The organism is Spongorhabdus nitratireducens (assembly GCA_947387575.1).
Taxonomy (GTDB): Bacteria; Pseudomonadota; Gammaproteobacteria; order Pseudomonadales; family Endozoicomonadaceae; genus CANDOC01.
In genome coordinates this window covers 177,210-196,595 of record CANDOC010000013.1, presented here as the reverse complement: position 1 = coordinate 196,595, position 19,386 = coordinate 177,210, and the positions used below count along the sequence as shown (strand labels likewise).

Here is a 19,386-nt window from a genome sequence, read left to right as displayed (position 1 = left end):
CTGTCAGCACCCACACCACCAATAGCCACATTGATATCGTTACTGTCCTGACCACCCAGAATCAGGGTGTCATTTCCACCAACGGTGCTGGTGCTGACTGCACGTTCAAGAATATTGTTGCTGTCGTAACCGACCTCACCTTCATCACCCAGTACATAGCGGGAGCCACGAGTGCCTTCGGTTGTGGTCACGGTATCGTTACCAACACCGGCAATCACGACCTTGTCTCCACTGCCCAGAGTAATACGGTCATCACCACCGCCGGTATCCAGGGTACTGGTCATGCTGTACAGGAATTCACTACCGGCATCACCGCGATACAACATCGTGCCGTTATCGCCCAGTACATGATCTTTGCTGGTGCCAGCACTGACGGTGATCTCATCACTACCGGCACCACCGATCACCTGGTTAACATCACCGGACAAGCGGATGATGTCATCACCACCTTCGGCCTCATCAGTGCTGCGCAAGATACGCAGGGCACCGGCATCCAGTACCATTTCACCGTTATCACCGATAACCCGGTGTGTGCCCTGCTGGCCGCTCGTAACCGTATCGTTACCGGTGCCGGCAATAACGGTCTTGGAGCCGTTGCCGAGGGTGATTGTGTCGTTACCACCCTGAGAGGCATCGGTTGAAACGACTTGTACAAGCTGGCCATCCTGCCAGCGCATCTGACCATTGTCGCCCAGGATAAAGTCGGTGCTGTCACTGGTGGTGATGCTATCAGCACCGATACCACCAATAACCACATTGGTATCGTTACTGTCCTGACCACCCAGAATCAGGGTGTCATTACCACCGTTAGTGCTGGTGCTGGCTGCACGCTCAAGGATGTTGTTGCTGTCATAACCGATCTCACCTTCATCGCCCAGTACATAGCGGGAGCCGCGAGTGCCTTCAGTGGTTGTCACGGTGTCGTTGCCAACACCAGCAATGACAACCTTGTCACCACTGCCCAGAGTAATACGGTCATCACCGCCACCGGTATTCAGCGTACTGGTCATGCTGTACAGGAATTCACTACCGGCATCACCGCGATACAGCATGGTGCCGTTATCGCCCAGTACATGATCTTTGCTGGTGCCAGCGCTGACGGTGATCTCATCACTACCGGCACCACCGATCACCTGATTAACATCACCGGACAGGCGAATGATGTCATCACCACCTTCAGCTTCATCGGTGCTGCGCAAGGTACGCAGGGCGCCAGCATCCAGTACCATTTCACCGTTATCACCGATAACCCGGTGTGTGCCCTGCTGGCCACTGGTAACTGTATCGTTACCAGTGCCGGCAATAACGGTCTTGGAGCCATTGCCGAGGGTGATTGTGTCGTTACCACCCTGAGAGGCATCAGTTGAAACGACTTGTACAAGCTGGCCATCCTGCCAGCGCATCTGACCATTGTCGCCCAGAATAAAGTCGGTGCTGTCACTGGTGGTTATGCTGTCAGCACCCACACCACCAATCACCACATTGGTATCGTTGCTGTCCTGACCACCCAGTATCAGGGTGTCATCACCACCGTTAGTGCTGGTGCTGGCTGCGCGCTCAAGGGAGTTGTTGCTGTCGTAAGCGATCTCACCTTCATCGCCCAGTACATAGCGGGTGCCGCGAGTGCCTTCAGTTGTGGTCACGGTGTCGTTGCCAACACCGGCAATTACAACCTTGTCACCGCTGCCCAGAGTAATGCGATCATCACCACCCCCGGTATTCAGCGTGCTGGTCATGCTGTACAGGAACTCACTGCCGGCATCACCGCGATACAGCATGGTGCCGTTATCGCCCAGTACATGATCTTTGCTGGTGCCTGCGCTCACGGTGATCTCATCACTGCCTGCACCACCGATGACCTGGTTAACGTCACCGGACAGGTGAATGATGTCATCACCGCTCTCAGCTTCATCGGTACTGCGCAAGGTACGCAGGGCACCGGCATCCAGTACCATTTCACCGTTATCACCGATCACCCGGTGTGTGCCCTGCTGGCCGCTGGTGACCGTATCGTTACCGGTACCGGCAATAACGGTCTTGGAGCCGTTGCCCAGAGTAATGGTGTCATTACCCCCCTGGCTGGCATCAGTTGAAACAGCTTGTACCAGCTGACCAGCCTGCCAGCGCATCTGACCATTGTCGCCCAGGATAAAGTCGGTGCTGTTACTGGTGGTAATGCTGTCAGCACCCACACCACCAATCGCCATGTTGGTATCGTTACTGTCCTGACCACCCAGAATCAGGGTGTCATTTCCACCAACAGTACTGGTACTGGCTGCACGTTCAAGAATATTGTTGCTGTCGTAAGTGATCTCACCTTCATCACCCAGTACATAGCGGGTGCCGCGAGTACCCTCGGTTGTGGTCACGGTATCGTTACCGATACCGGCAATGACAACCTTGTCACCACTGCCCAGAGTAATGCGATCATCCCCGCCACCGGTATTCAGCTTGCTGGAGATGTTATAGAGAGACTCACTACCGGCATCACCGCGATACAGCATGGTGCCGTTATCGCCCAGCACATGATCCTTGCTGGTGTCGGTACTGACAGTAATCTCGTCACTGCCGGCACCACCAAGGATCTGGTTAACATCACCGGACAGACGGATGGTGTCATCACCACCTTCAGTTTCATCAGTACTGCGCAGAGTACGCAGGGCGCCGGCATCAAACAGCATTTCACCATTATCGCCAATCACTCTGTGAGTGCCCTGCTGGCCACTGGTTACGGTGTCATTACCAGTGCCTGCAATCACTGTTTTAGAGCCGTTACCCAGAGAGACAGTGTCGTTACCACCAGCCGCTGCATCCAGGCTACGTGCAACCGTGATAGCGCCATTGACCCACTGGAACTCACCATTGTCTGCCAGAATGTAATCGGTGCTGGCAGTTTCTACTGTGATTCTGTCATCGCCACTACCCCCGATAATCCGGTTAATGCCAAGACCAAGAGTAATAGCATCATTGCCGCCTTCTTCCGGACGACGGCTGGCCGCCAATACAGCACCCGCAGCGTAAGTGATCAGGGCATTGTCACCAATAACCAGATCGGTGCCGGACTCGTCATTGATGGTGTCACTGCCGGCGCCGCCAATAATAAGATCATCACCGATACCGCCGGTAATCGTGTCATCACCGCCACCAGCCGCGGTTTCAATACGGGCAATAACACCGGCACGCATTGTCAGTTCATTACCCTGACTATCCTGCACCGAGCCGGCGTCACCCAGGATAATATCGTTGCCTTCATTTCCCGCCACGTTATCAGTGCCGAGGCCAGCGATAATCAGATCATTACCGGCATTACCGGTAATCATATCGGCGAACGCAGAGCCATAGAGGGTGTCATTGCCACCGTCGCCATAGATGCTGACACCAAAGCCGGAGCGGGCCGCATCAATCACATCCAGCCCGGCTTCACCTTTCAGAGTCAGTGAAACATTGGAGCCGGCACTGGCAGTCACAGTAATATCATCATCACCGGCACCTGCCAGAATGGTTGTCGCCGAGTTGTCGAGTACACCCTGAACAGCGATCTTGTCATTACCGGTACCCGCCTGAAGTGTAACGCCCCGCTGGAAGTCACCGGCCGTCGCTGTGAAATGGATATTACCGGCAGAGATACCTGCAACTGAGGTATAGCCATTGCGCAGCGTATTGCTCATCACAATGTTGTCGCCGCTCTGGTCACCGAAATCATCAATCGTCAGTTCGTTGCTGCCACTGCCACCATCAACGATAACCTCGGAAACAATGCCGGAAACCAGCTTGTTCTCATCGGTTGCGGTGATGGTATCGTCACCGGCACCGGTATTGATAAAGAGCTCGGCCTGCTGCTGTCCCAGAGAGTCCAGTACCTGAACATCATCAGCGGCCTGACCGGTATTGATTTCCAGTTTCTCGACATCATCAAAACCAATATGAATACCCTTGGCTGCCAGCCCTGATACAGACAGCACATCCTGATAATCCTTGCGGTCGGTATTCAGGATAATCGAGCTCTGGGTCGCCTCACGGGTACCGTCTTCACTGCGATCAGCAAAGACAGAAGACTGCTGCGGAGTCTTGGCCGTATTCTCATCAAGAATGCGGTACTCGTCATAGAAGCTGATCAGATCAGAGATCAGGCTGCCTGAATCGACAAAACCATCAGCGGCCTGCCCCTTTCTGGTTTGCTTCAATACATCAATGGCAAACCGGCTGACTTCTTTCAGTACCAGGAACTGGGCATTGATGCGGGTTTTCAGCTCATCATATTCTTTCCGCTTGGCATCAATAGCTGCAGTGGCTTCGTCAGCCTTGTCCTCATAACCATCCTGAATGTTATTCAGCTTGTCAGACTGGGCATCACTGGCATTGGCATATAGAGCCGCTTTTGCAACCCGCTGCTCCAGGTTTTTCACCAGCTGAACCTGTTGCAGATAACGGGCATCTGCCTTCCAGTTCAGAGTGATTGTCTGGCTGAACCACCAGTATTTGACTGTGACCGTATAGGTTTGCTTCAGCTCTGACTCCAGTGCCGCCAGATCCTTTCTGGCCTGAGTCAGGGCATCGTTAAACAGGTTGTACTGCATCCGGTTGGTGGCAACCGGTTCCGCAATATCCTTACCGTCCGCCTTCAACGAGTCAGCCATGGCATCATAGCGGGACTCTTTCAGCAGGTTGGCAGTGTAGCCCGGGTTATCAGCAACAAAGGTTTCAATATCGGCCTGGGTTTTGAAGAAACTGTCTCGGAAACTGTTGAAATCAAACCCGCCGTTAAGCGCTTTAACAAAGGCATCAAACCGGTCTGCAGCCTTGTCCAGCTTGCGCACATCGCTCATGGCACCAGCAACATCGGCTGGCAGGGCATCAGTACCGATATAACGGGATTTGTAACCGAGATACTCTTTAATCAGATCACTGGCATCAGCATAGACGTCACGGACACCCTGATAACCACTGCCGCTGTAAACCTGTTCCAGTTCAGCATAGGTATCCATATCCGGAGTGAGCTGGATACCATTGAAATCAGCCTTTTCCAGTTTGTTGGACAGACTGGCTACTGCATCCAGCAAGCCAGACAAGCCATTACCGACACCGGTAGCAAATGCATTGTAAACAGGTGCCTTGATAAATCCGGCTTCTGCTTCAATCTTGACCTCTCCCGTACCGGCCAGCAGGTCTTTGGTATCTGCAGCGTTCTTGGTCGTAGGATCAAGTGCTGTCAGCAGTGACTTGAGCTGACTGTTGATCCCATCAAGGGTTGAGGCACTGAAGTCATCTGTCGCCAGCGCAGTATTGATCGCCGCACTCAAATTGCTGATCTGGTCGGCATAATGTTGCTTGTAGGCGCCTTCCAGATACTCAACCCGCAACTCGACTGACTTTGTCAGTTTCTTGTACTGCTCATTCAGATTAATCTTTACATCACCGGCATTCTTGATAATGGTGCCGGTATGGTTAGTTTCTGACCACTGGAAACCACGAACCCCGTCACTTGTGGACCATGCCGCATAAAGAGAGTCCAGCTGAGTCTGTGACAGGCCACGGCCCTGCAGCAGGTTTTTGTAGATATGGGACGAGCCCATGTACTGGTTCATGGCTTCGTCATAGATCTTCGCCAGAGCCAGAATATTATTGAAGTTTGCCCGACTGACCTTATCCGCATTCAGCTCCAGCGACAGATGCTCATCTTCATCCAGCTTGCCGCCACCCAGTGTCTTGGAACCACCGGAGAACAGGTTTTTGAACAGGCTGTAAAGGCTCTTGCCTTTCAGTACGTCTCGCATCGAATCCACATAATGGGATGCGGTCAGGGACTGATCAGCATGATTTCCGAGACCAACAGCACGGAAATTCCCTTTCGGATCCTCAAACCAGGAGCGGGCTTTATCAACGCCTGCGGCAATACCGTAATAAGCCCGGATCTTGTTACTGCTGCGGTAATCAACATGGCCACTGTCGTAGTCAGTGTAATTCAGATAGGTTCGAACCCCCATCTGCTCCATGCGACGGAAGATCTCATCCCTCAGCCACTTGCCATCACTACCTTCATAGTATTTGGCCCGGACATAAAGAATGATCTGGTTTTCCAGCAGTTTGATATCCTGATCTTTCAGCAGCTGAACCGTCTTGTCGATGGCACTGTCCAGTTCATCCTGCAGGCCATCAACGACACCTTTCAGCTTGTCCAGTGCATTTTCGGCAACATGATCCCGGGCTTTTTCCAGATCGCTCTTATCGACATTCAGCGCATCCTGGCCATAAGGCACAGAAGAGTCCTTCAGCTCTTCCTCAATAATGCTGTTTTCTTCATCAGTCAGGTCTTTCAGGCTGAGTGCATTGGTAATTCGGCTCAGTTGTTCAAAGCCGGTGGAATGTTCCAGTACATTCTTGTCGACAGTGACATCACTACTGTCGGTTGAACCGCTGTGATCCAGCTTGATCGAATCATTGCCTTCATCACCAAACAAGTAGAGCGACTCACCGATTTTATCGACAGTGCCATTTTCACCCACGATGATTTCATCGTCCCCGGCATTACCGTGAACAATGGTTTCGGCATCAATCTGCTTCAACAGAATACGATCAGTATACTTGCCACCCTCAATATACAGCTTGCCGGCAAACAGACTGTTATCAACATACAGCTCCGAGCCCGAAGCAGATGCTTCGCTCAGGTTCAGGGTGGTGGTATTAATGGCGCCAAAATAAATATTGCCAAACTGCCCGGTGGGGAACAGCGTATTGTAGGCATCTGAGCGCAGCTCGGTGATATTACCTACAGCGCCTGCTTTCACTGTGACTCTCAGCTTGGCAGAAGTTTTCAGGGTTACGGCAACCAGATTCTTGTATACCTTCTGCCCATCACCTTCAAATACGACGGTTTCCTTATGCTGGACTTCAAAGTCCACAGCCATACCGTTCTTGGTCAGCCCCTGCAGTTCATACAGTTTCTCGCCGGCTGCTGCACGGGAAGGATCAGGATGGTCAACAATTTTCCACTTGATCTGAAGTCCGAATTTACTGGCAAAGTCTTCCAGCTGCTCTCTTGCTGTGACAACTTCATTCTTGTCATTCAGCGTAGTCTGCAGGTTGAGATAGCTCATACCCTCGGGAACAATAATTTCCCGGGTTTCAGAGCCATTCAGACCCGCCAGAGTTTGCAGCAGATCGGTATCATAGTAGCGATCCTGGAATCGCAGATAGTTGGTTACTACACCGGCCAGCAGCTCTCTGGCTTCATCACCTTCGGCACCGGAGGCACCCAGCAGGATTGCGACCAGATCATTGGCCGGGTTTTCGGCCTCACTGGCCAGCTGCTGTTTTGAAGTATCAAACACCACCTCTTTCTTCTTGAGATCGGTATTCGACAGGCGAATCTTGCTTGAGCCGGCCTGGTTATTAACGATGATCTGGTCATTGATACCTTCGCCGCCATCAATCGTCACCGGTGACACAAAGGCAGAGATATCACGGGACTCCGGCACGACCACCTGACGGGTAAAGGCCGGTGTTTCCACTTCAAACGGAACCACGCGGTTGACGCTGTTGACCTTGTAGAATGGCAGGCCATCAACATCACCGACCCGAATGTATTTACCCAGTGCATCCTTAGGCACTTCAAAGCCTTCGGTCACCGAGTAATACAGGTCAGAACTCTTGGGATAGCTCAGATTGATAATCTGTTCAGGACCACCGATATGCACCGTATCGCTGCCACTACCGGTCTTGATCACCATATCGCCGATAGCACCCATATCGACACCGTAAACATAAACGGTGTCATCACCACCACCGGTCAGCAGCTGCAGGCGTTCGATATTCAGCAGTTTCTGCAGTTTGACCCCGGCACCGTAGATACGCTGGATCTTTTCACCGGTAACCGGATCGGTTTCGACAAAAATATAGAAAGTGTCGCTCAGTACGGTACCTACCAGACTGACTGCATCGAAACCGGCACCACCATCAATGGTGATGTTGGCATTCTCGACATAAACCAGATTATCCGAGTCCACTTCCCGGGTATCGGTCGAGGTATCGGTGCCCTTGTCACTGTCTTCACCGAAGGTACCGCTGACCTTGGCTTCCTTTGACTCCAGCTCGGCCAGTCCGCCATCTTCATCAACTGTCAGCAGGGCCTTGATAAAGAAGGTGTCATCGCCGTTATCACCAAACAGACCGATATCGGCAACGTTATGATTGACCTCGAAATAGTCATCACCATCACCACCATAGAAGCTGCTGTTATTGAAGTTGGAGCCGTCAGTGATTTCCTTGACGATGGTAACAATCTGCCCTTCGACAATAACGTCTTCGGTTTCCAGTACTGATCCCACATAGAACTGGTCATCACCACCATTACCAAAGACATCAATCTGGGTCGCGGTACTGTCGGAAATAAACTTGTCATCACCTTCACCACCAAAGACAGTAACCTGCTCCACGCTGGTGTAATTGATGACCTGATAGTTTTTGCCCTTCGACAGTCCAGATTCACTGACGTTCATCAACGCGTCTTCGTCGTTGATATCTTTCTTGTCAAAACTGTCGTTGGAATCGAAGTGACCGATAATCAGGCCATCGCCATGATTACCGTATTCATTCCAGCGGTCATCCTTGAACTTCCGTTTCTCATCCTGTTCACGCTGGTAGACAGTATCCAGCTGAATGGTGTCGTTACCGGTGCTGCCGGTAAACACCAGGGTATCGATACCACTTTCACCGGTGTCTGCAATATTGAAGAACTGTCGTCCCTGCGCCAGACTGGCCAGTTCCAGCTTATAGGTATCACCTCCGGTGCCACCATCCAGTACACCACTGGCAGACCAGTCTTTAATTTCAAATTTGTTGGCGCCGGCACCACCTTTCAGCTCTACATCTTCGAAGATATTGGCAAAAGTTTCGCGTTCATCACCAAACTGGTTATGCAGCACCGTATCGTCAATACGAAGCGAGGTATCAGTCAGGACAAAGTCGGCATCCCGGCTTTCAATCAGAACATCCTTGTCGCCTGACAGATTGCTGTCACCAGCATCTGTCGTATGCTCCAGGAACCGGTCAACCCCGGCACCGCCGGTGATACGGTCCGATCCGGCACCACCAATAATCACATCGGCAGTACCGGCAAGATTGGAGCCGATAATACGGTCATCACCGCTACCACCATCCAGCAGCAGCTCACTGACAATGGCTTGTTCTACGCCTGACGCATCAATGGTGTCATCACCGGCCAACGCATGAAGCTGCGCATCATCCTGTGATTCCAGACTGTACACGTCGACAATAACGTGGCTGAGGTCTTCACCCAGATCATTCTGCTGACCGTTGAGCTGCTCATAACGCAGAGCGGTTTCAGCAGTGCCTGAGGTGCCGAGCGATTCGATATCACTGACGCGGTAATTATCATCACCGGTTGAGCCTTCTATCACGACCCGGTCTTCAGCCAGATCATCGCTCTTTTTCAGGATCTTGAAGACTTGCTCTTCATCGGTATCAACCAGCTCACCGGCATCGTTTCTGGCTTTTACCTTGCGGGTTTCGGAAACAATCTGCTGACGCTTGCCGGTGTCCACCTTGACGTTATTAACGGCAGTGGTCATCAGGTTACCGACGACAATATCATCAGCACCCAGTCCAGTATCCACACTCAGGGTTTCAACCCCGCGGCTTAACAGGCTGGCGCTGTTGCCACCCTGGGTCCAGCGGGCATTGAGATCACCATTGGCTTCCGCATTGACCCGTACGGTGTCTTTCTGGCCGGAGTCCTGAACATAGTCACTGCTGTCATCCTGATAGAAGGCATCGGGATTAAAGCTATAGCCCCGCATCAGGACTTCATCCTGACCCGCACCGCCATCGAAGTCATCATTGCCATCACCGACTTCCCAGATCAGGGCGTCATCCCCTGCTCCACCGGTGATAATATCGGCTCCCAGACCGGCAATAATCTGGTCATTACCATCACCGGCAGTAATCCGGTCGATACCGCCTTCAGTCTGGATCTTGTCATTACCGGCACCGGCATCAACGATGTCATCACCGTCACCGGTCAGAATGGTGTCATCACCAGCACCGGCGTTAACGGTGTTATTACCGCTGGCCGCCCAGATAAAGTCATTACCATCACCACCGACAAGGGTGTCATTACCGGACAGTGCCTGAATACGGTCGTTACCACTGCCGCCATCAAGGTAGTCATCCAGAATGGTACCGATAATGATATCGTCACCATCACCGGCAAAGACCTTGCGACTATGGGGGCTGTTCTGCTGGCCACCGGTCAGGGTTATCCGGTCATTACCAGCCCCGGTATGAATGTCCAGATCAGCATTGATATTGGCATCGATCTTGAAGTCATCATCAAAACGGCTGCCGGAACTTCTGATGGTTTTAACCTTGGCAGGATCAAAATACTGGGTATAGCCGTTGCCTCTTACAGCGATCATCAGGGTTTTGGTCGGATCACCGTCTTTCGGGGTCAGATCAACTTCTTCAAGCGCAACCTCGTATTCTTCTTTCTGATCACCAGGTTTCTTGCTACCGGCTGGATCATAAGCGAGTGTTAACACACCCTGGTTGTCGAGGGTTGCCACAACCGGTGGTTCAGGATCAGGGCAGACATGCTCGAAGCGGGCAAGGGTCGCTTCAACAAAGCGCTTCTCGGCTTCGAATATAGTGACTTTGCCGCCAAATACCTTGAAGCCAACCCACAGATAGGCTTCCAGGAACGCCTTGAGTGCCCCTTCCATATCAAACAGGCACAGCGGATTGACGCTAACAATTTTGGCGATTTCATCAAACCGGATCTTGCCGTCGTATACCGCTTCAATACCGGTATTACCACCGGTGCCGTCGTTTGGCAGATCATGCAGGTTGAGATCAATCTCAGCGGTAATACCACCCAGCACTCCGGCTTCCACCAAACCACCGATGCCGAGCGCAGCTCCGGCAGCAAAGCTCATATCAAATTCGACTTCGGGAATATCGTTCCCTTCGACCAGGTTGCCATTGTCATCAACGGCCCAGTCGGCAATAAAGAAGCCATCGAAAATATCATCCAGGCTTCCGGCAGCTGCGGCGAAATTCCAGTTGGCTTTTTCGAAATCTTCAAACCAGCTGCGAATACCGGTGGTATCAAAGCCAAAGGCAAAATCGGTGCGGGCGGTCAGTACACCCTTGATAACCGCATTCAGGCCGGTGAAGACCGGGAATGACTGCTCATAAACAAACTCAAAATCAATATCCGGTGTATCGTAAACAAACAGATTTACGTCTTTGCCGGTCAATAACCCGATCACGGTCATCGGATCATTGAGGATCGGGAACATAATGGAACCTTCGGTGGTTCCCAGACTGGCTACCAGCTTTTTCTGTTTACCTGAAGTCTGTTCCTCAGCCTTGTTCTTGAAGTCCTCATTGCTGCCACCGGAGCCTTTACCCGGACTGATATCATCCTGCTCAATCTTGTTCGAGTCGCTGGTCAGCATTGAGCCGCCCAGACTGAAAGTACCAAAGTTGATCAGGATACTGCCGCCTTCTTCGGCAGCATCATTAGCCAGGGCAATAAAGTCGGACGTTGCCTTGATGGCATCAATGGCCAGCTTCAGGGCATCACCTGTGCCCGCTTTTTTGGCATTCAGAGCCGGTATTACCAGATCAAGCAAGGTGAGCTTGGTAATACCCAGATTGATCTCCATGGTCATCAGATCGATGACCCGGCGAACTTCCGATTCATCTCCCAGGAACGGATCCAGCTGTTTCGCAATCGGCGCAATAAAGCCGCTGATCAGGCCGCCCAAGTCCAGCGTTACATCTTCAAACACCACTTCAGGGTTTTCAAAGAAGCTGGTAGAGAATGAACCGGAGTCCGAGGTCCATTCGATATCAGCCAGTTGCTGGTCGTAATGAATCTTGGTTTCGACATGAGGCAGCTTGATGGGATTGCTGCCAAAGTCCATATCCAGCTTGGCGTACAGATCAACATTGGCTTCAGCATTGACCCGGGCAGCCATCTTCAACTGTTCACCGCTATGCCAGCGACCATCACCGCCGGAATCCTGCAGATCTACGGCAATTTCACCGCGCAGGCCACTGGCGCCATCATCGTCATCTTCGACGATATCCGTCAGCCCCATGCGCAGGAAGCCCAGCTGGCCGGTCAGTGCTGCGCCGGCACCAACAGCGGCTTCAAGCGCCAATGAAATCTCGGAACCTTCCTCGGTGACACCGGAGGTATCAAAGAAGAAACCATCCTTGTCCAGACCGAAGCCAAGACCGAAGAAATAATCCAGACTGATCTCGATGGTATCTTCCGGCCCGGTTTTCAGACCCAGACCGGGTGCTGTCAGATCAAAATTGATAGGTACTTCAAGGAAGCGCTTGATGACTTCTGTCGTATCACCATCTTGATCAATATCATCTGTGTCGAGGCGCTCCTTGTAATCACCGAGTCCTTCAAACACACTGCCGGCCAGCAGCACATTGAAAGTCAGTTCGCCGTTCGGAGTCAGTTTCAGCTGGATATCTTCCGGTGTTTGCACATCCCGGTAGATCAGCTTGCCCTGCTGGTCGAATACCGGCAAACCATCGCCGTCAGTATCACCAACCTGCAGATAATCGCCCAGTGCATCGAACAGTTCCTTGCGGATCAGGTCGATAACATAGTCACCGTAAAAGCCGGGGTTCTGCAGTTTGAAGCCCAGCCCGGCCTTGTCCAGCCAGTTTCTGAAATCTTCAAAGTCCGGTGACTGCAGGGCCAGATCCAGGTCTGCATAATCCAGCAAATCACTGAGTGAGCTGAAGTCCACGCCGTTGAAGCTCGGGATTTCAGGCATACCGTCAGGCTGCAGATATTTACCAGCCGCATCGGCGACACCCAATAGTTTTTGTTTGAGAGTATCAACAAAGGCACCGGCATCTTTCAGTACATCCCCCACCAGCGGCAGACCCAGTTTGCCCAGCTGGTCAGTGAACACCGATTCCAGATTATCAAAGATGCTTTCCAGCCCCTTGAGGAAAATGGTCGGATCATTGAGGAAGTTCATCAGCGAGAACCCGCCGAGAAGATCCGGCGTGATCACTTCCAGTGGTCCGATATTACCCGGCTCGAAATCTGTACCTATATGCAGCACATTGTCGGCAAAGCCGTCAGCATTCAGGTCTTCCAGAGAACCACCGACAGGCAGGGTCGGGGTACCGAGAAACAATGGCAGATCGAGGTTGGCTTCACCACTGACGTCTACAGCAATACTGTTCTTTTTACCGGTCGGGGTAAGAAACTGGCTGAGCTGATAACGTCCCTGACTGTGTTGCTGCAGGCCAACCATAGCTGCAGCTTCCACCAGCGCCGTGCCATCCTCGACCCAGAAGCCCACTTCCAGCTTCTTGCCATTCACCGTAGCTGCCATGGACGCTTCTGCATCCAGATCAACCCCACCGGCACTGGCTTCAAGTTCAACTTTGGAATCATCGCCAATATAGGCGTAGTCGAGCAGCTTGGGTGTCTGATTCAGCAGCAATTGCTTGGCGTAATCCTGAACGGCAAAATCCAGCTCAAGATCGATATCCAAACTGGCATTCACAACCAGCTCGCCATCACCCGCGAGGGTAACCCCGGCGACACCGAGCGAAGGAATCAGGTCAGCCAGATCAATATCCAGCGGCAGTGCCAGTTCCGGCAGGCTCATATCCGGTAATAGCCGGGCTAGGTCAAAATCGAAATCCAGATCGATACCGAGATTGAAGCCGTCGAACCCAAAATCAAATTTTGGCAGTGCCCAGTCCGGCCAGATATCCGGCAACATGCCCTTGATCTGGGCATTCAGCCAGTTGCTGAGCCCTTGTAGTCCGAGATCAAGATCAAAGCCCTTGAGTTTCTCCAGAATGCCATCGAAAAATGCTTCAATACCGTCGAAGTCAAACCCGGGAATCTTGCCCAGCAATTGATCCAGGGTCAGATCCAGCCCCGGCAGTTTCACATCAAAGGCAAAACCGTCAAACAGCGCATCAAAAGCTGTGTCCAGCATATTGATCAGATCACCCAGTGACAGGCTGGCTAGATTCAGCAGTTCACTCAGGTCAGGAAATTCCCACTTGATATCACCGAAGAAATCAGCGATTCCCGGTAGCCCCGGCAATGTTGGCAGGTCAGGTGTGGTGAGACGAATAACCGGAAGGTTGGGTAATGAGAAGTTCAGACTGTCAGTATTGACGATGACCGGCAGCTCAACATTAATCCCGGCATTTTTCGCCAGGGAAACATCAAGCACGTCGTTTATTTTGGCAGGATCCAGATCATCGGCCCGCAGATCAGCATCGGTACCCAGCCTGACATCACCTACCAGCGACAACAAGCCCTTGTGCTCGACATTATCAACCGTTCCGCCAACGCTGGCAGAAACCAGTCCCAGATTGAGGCCGGCAACAATGGCATCATCAAAAATCCGGGTTTCAAAAATCAGCCCCGGCGCTGCAATATGGAATTCAAGATTCTCGTCCGGTGCGGCAGGATCTTCGGGTAACAGTCCAAAACCGAAATCAAATCGCAGGCTGTTCCTGACCTGTGGTTCAAGGTCAAGATCAAAGCCCGGAATGGCACTCAGCGCCCCGCCCAGATCCAGACCGGTAGATTGCGTGTTTTCAAACAACAGTAGGCTGGCGGAAAATTCCAGCAGACGGGTGTTATGGGAGATGGTGAATGCTTGTTCTCCGCCCACCTTGATAGCAAACAGTTGGTCGGTACTGGACTCATCGCCATTATTCTCAGTGGCATCCTTCGCGCTCCAGAACAATAACTTCAGCTCATCAATCATGGGCTGAAGCTGGTTACCGATCACACTGGCAAACTTGTCTTTGGTAAACTCTTCAGTAGTGAACAGATCACCCAGCTTGCCGCCAACCAGGGGCAGCTTCAGATCCAGCAGTTCATCGAACTTGCCATATCCGGAATATATAGAGTCCGCCCAGGTTTTCAGGGCTTCCAGTGCAGCAATCAGTTTGTCCTGCTCATCTACACCCAGTTTGATATTGGCCTGAGTCAGGGTGTCACTGTCTTTTACACCATCAAATTTCTCGACCTGGAAACCGGTTGTGACTTTATTGCCCTGTTCATCTGTTACAACAACGTCGTTTTTCAGGGCATCTGTCAGAGCGATAGCCGTGTCATTACCGGCACGGCCCTTATCGAAAGTCAGTGCTTGCTTTATCGCCGTGAAATCAAGGGTATCTTTACCCTCTCCTGAGGACTCAGTGATGGTATCCGTGCCCCAGTTTTCCTGGAATCGGTAGGTATCATCACCACCATTACCGGTCAGGGCATCGTCACCACCGCCACCTTCAAGAATATTATCCGCATCATCCCCGATCAGGGTGTCATTTCCGGCACCACCAATCAGGTTTTCTATGCCTTCCAGCGTGGCTATCAGCTTGCCGCTGGCTTCAGCTTTTTTCTCCGCAAGATCTGCGGTTATACCGAATGCGGGATCAGTAAATCCGGCAAAGCTGACCGTATCCGAGCCGCCATTACCGGTAATCTGATCTGAAATACTGCCGGTAACCCAGTCACCGACGATAAACAGGTTGTCGTTATCATCACCGATCAGAACATCAGCTTCATTAATTGAGCGGGAACCGTAAACATTGCGGATATTTTTGATACCGCTCAGGGCCGTGGCAGTGCCTGCTTCCAGATCAACAGTGACGCCTTGTTTGAAAGCATTGGCTCCGGTGCCATCAGTGCCGTTAAAGTAATCAAGGGTGTTGATACCTTCGCCACCATCAATGGTGCCGGCAAAATCAACCTGATCTGCAATATAGAAATGATCGTCTTTTGCCCCGGCAATCAGACTCCAGTCTTCACCATCGGCTTTGACACCTTCCAGACTGAGTTGATTTGAAATGCCGGTAGCCAATTCTGCTTTTACAGTAAGCTTGTCACCGTTACTGCCACCATCATTAAACAGAAAATCCAGTGACTGGTTTACACCGGACAAGTCGATAACATTTTCGCCGGCGGTATCAACAATGACGTCTTTCTGTCCCAGCGGATTGGCCGTACTTAACTGCCCCCACTCCTTGTCAAACAGATAGGTATCGTTGCCTGCACCACCTTTCAGGGTATCGTTACCCTTGCCACCAATCAGGGTATTGTCACCATCATCACCGATCAGCTCATCGGCATAATCGGTACCGGTCAGATCACTGATATCACTGACGCCACCCGCAACAATCAACTGATCTTGCGCCGTTTTTACCGTACCTGTTGAAAGATCAGCCTTGATGCCTTCGCCATAACCGGAAAAATCAAGCAGGGCAGAGCCCGAACCACTGAAACCGGTGATATTGCCGGCAAGCACTGCACCTTTTTCAAATACAAAATGATTTTTACCGGTTCCGCCAATAAGGTTTTCAACACCTTTAGCTGTGACGGTATAGACCTTGCCATTGACGACAGTAGTCACTACGACAGTGGTCACACCTTGTTCGGTGGAAACAGTAAACTTCAGATCACTGGTGACTCCGGAAAAATCCAGCGTTCCCTTTGAGGATTGAGTATCATCCAGCAGAATGCTGGTAGCCGCGCCGTTACCCCAGTTATCCCTGAAGGTATACCGGTTTTCTGCACTGCCACCGATAATGGTATCAATATCAGACAGGCTGTTCTGACCAACCGTAACGGTATTGGCGGTTACTGATGAATCATTGATCCGCAGCGAACCATCACTGTTGAAAACCAGCGCCAGATCCTTGGTGACCGCAGCAATGGCATCCATTGCCGGCAGGTCACCTTTGGCCACTTCGGCATCAGCACCACCAAAGCTGATCGTATCCGAACCACCGCCAGTCTCTACCGTATCCTGTCCCCAGTCACCGCTGAAGAAGTAGCTATCATCACCGCGACCACCATCCAGCGTGTCATTCCCCGCATCACCTACCAGACGGTCATTACCATCACTACCCTTCAGCTCGTCACTGGCATCGCCACCATAGAGGTAATCATCTCCCCGACCGCCATCGAGGCTGTTCTGGCCATCAGTACCCTTGATGTAGTCATTCTTTTTGCCGGCAATAATGGAATCAATGCCCGAAAAGGTGCCCTTCACTCCCGGCAGCTCTTTAATAGTCTCAAGATCAAGATTGACAATGGTTCCGGCGAGACTGTAATCAACAATGTTGCTGCCTGATCCACCCGTCAGGTCGCCATCAAGTTCGGCGCCTTTTTCGAACCGGTAGATATTATCTCCCTGACCGCCCTTGATATTATTGACGCTGGCAGCAGTAAGTTTGTGGCCATTGCTATCGGTAACAACAACAGAACCATCCTTTCTGATGGTAAACGTCAATTCACTGGTAACAGCGCTGAAGTCAAGGGTTACACTGGCAGCTGTAGAGGCTTCAATAACTAGCCCGGCTGACCAGTTATTGTGAAAAGTGAAGGTATTGTTGCCAGTGCCGGTTTTGATTTTTTCAATATGGGTAATGCCACTGGCAGTATTGCTGCCCTCGGTGACAGTAAGACCACTGGATGTAAGGTCGTTAACGTCAAAGTTCAGATCTTTGCTGATACCTGAAAAATCGAGCAGGTCCTTACCTTCACCGCTCTCTTCCCTGACCTTGACGCCATTCCAGTTATTATCTTCAAAGCGATAGGTATCATCATCACTGCCACCCTTCAGGGTATCTCCGGCACCGGTTTTCAGAATATCCTTGCCGGCTCCGCCTTCCAGCGTATCAGTACCGGCTTCGCCATCCAGCACATCATTGCCTGCACCACCGAAAAGAGTATCGTTGCCACTGCCACCGGACAGACGGTCATCCCCTTTACCTCCGTCCAGCTTATCGTTTTGGGTGCCGCCCTGAAGAACATCTGCCGCACTGCCGCCGACAAATTCCTGGATATTAAGCACTGATCCTGCTTTGAAGCCGTCAATCGCCGTTGCTTTATCCTTGCTTCCGGAGAGGTCAACCTTTACCGACCCGGTATAACTGCGGGATGAGGTATACGTCAGAATATTTTTGGTGCCGCCGCCACCATCAATCCATCCCGGCAGTTTGGCCCCGCGCTCAACCACAAAGGTATCGTTACCGGAGCCACCCTTGATATTTTCTACATTTCGGGCAGTGACGGTGTTGGTACCGTCACTGACAACCACCGTATTATTTTTCTTGATGGTGATTGTCAGGTCTGCCGTGACTGAAGAGAAGTCGAGGGTATCATTCCCCTGTCCCTTTTCTTCAGTAACAGTATCTTTGCCAAAGCCATTGCTGAATTTATAGGTATCATCACCCTGAAGACCTTTCAGGGTGTCAGCCGAGCCGGTACTGGTAATCGTGTCGGCTTTTTCGGTGCCGGTTTTTTCTGCCAGCGTACCTACCATGCTACTGCTGACAAAAGCGCTGGTTTCTACGATACCGGCGGTATATTCAAGATCCCAGTCAGCACCGTTGGTATTACCGGTTGTATCCGTTGATGCGGCGACATCCGCTCCGGTTAAGCGGGATAAGCTCTCGACAAAATCAATCCCGACTGCGCCGTCAGCAACATTACAGCCATACAACAGCAGGTCTGCACCGGGAGTCAGCGCCTGACCCCAGCGCGTCAGCAGCTCCTGCTGACTACGCAATTGCTTGCTTGTCACCTGACTGTTGCCCAGACGCATCTGCCCTGCAGCACCGTGCGTCAGCAGATGTAAGGCGCTGACCTGCTCAAAGGTATCCAGTATCGATGTAATCTGCTCTATGCCGTCACGGTTCTGGTCAAGCACAAAAATTTTGACCTGTCTGTCAGCATTCAGGGCTACCTGCTCAGCAATGGTTTTATCCAGCAGGTCTGATGACACCAGGTTTTTATGTTGCTGTGTTTCTGTGTCTTCAGAAACTTTTTCCGGGGAAACCGAGGCCGTGGTATCAACACCGACTTCAGACGACTGAACGACTGGAGTGGTTTTGTTGAAAAGCTCGGCCAGTACCGACTCAAATTCAGGAATCTGGCTGTCAACAATGACAATTTCTGCTGCCATCAGTCGTTCGGCCAGATACATATCAGAAGGGGAAAGCTGGATAGCCCCGCCCTCTTGTACCGTGGACTCCTGGGCTATGACCTCTTCAACCTGCCCTTCAACAGTAGCCAGTTCGTTACTGACCACCAGTGCCGAGGTTTCGACTGTGGGGATTTGTACCTCAGGCAGATCCAGCGGCCTTTCAAGTACGGTCTGAGGCTTTTCAGCAGCTTCTCTTTCACTGCTATCAACAGGCAGATCAGCTGAGAGCAGAATCCTGTTTTCCAGCGCCTCAAAAATCAGGTTGCTTTTCTTAACAGCTGCTTTTTTATTGCGCCTGCCAAAAATCCCGGCCATGTTCAGTTCCCCGGCTGATGTTCTTGAATACTTACAGATTTTTTAT

Annotated in this window: 1 protein-coding gene; it reads right to left on the bottom strand. The window is 51.7% G+C overall.

The window, feature by feature from the left end; genetic code table 11:
* A partial coding sequence (locus ACYZZ0_RS21040; RefSeq protein WP_461538633.1) for a DUF4347 domain-containing protein occupies positions 1-19,340 on the bottom strand: 19,340 nt, incomplete at its 3' end.
* Positions 19,341-19,386 lie beyond the last annotated feature (46 nt).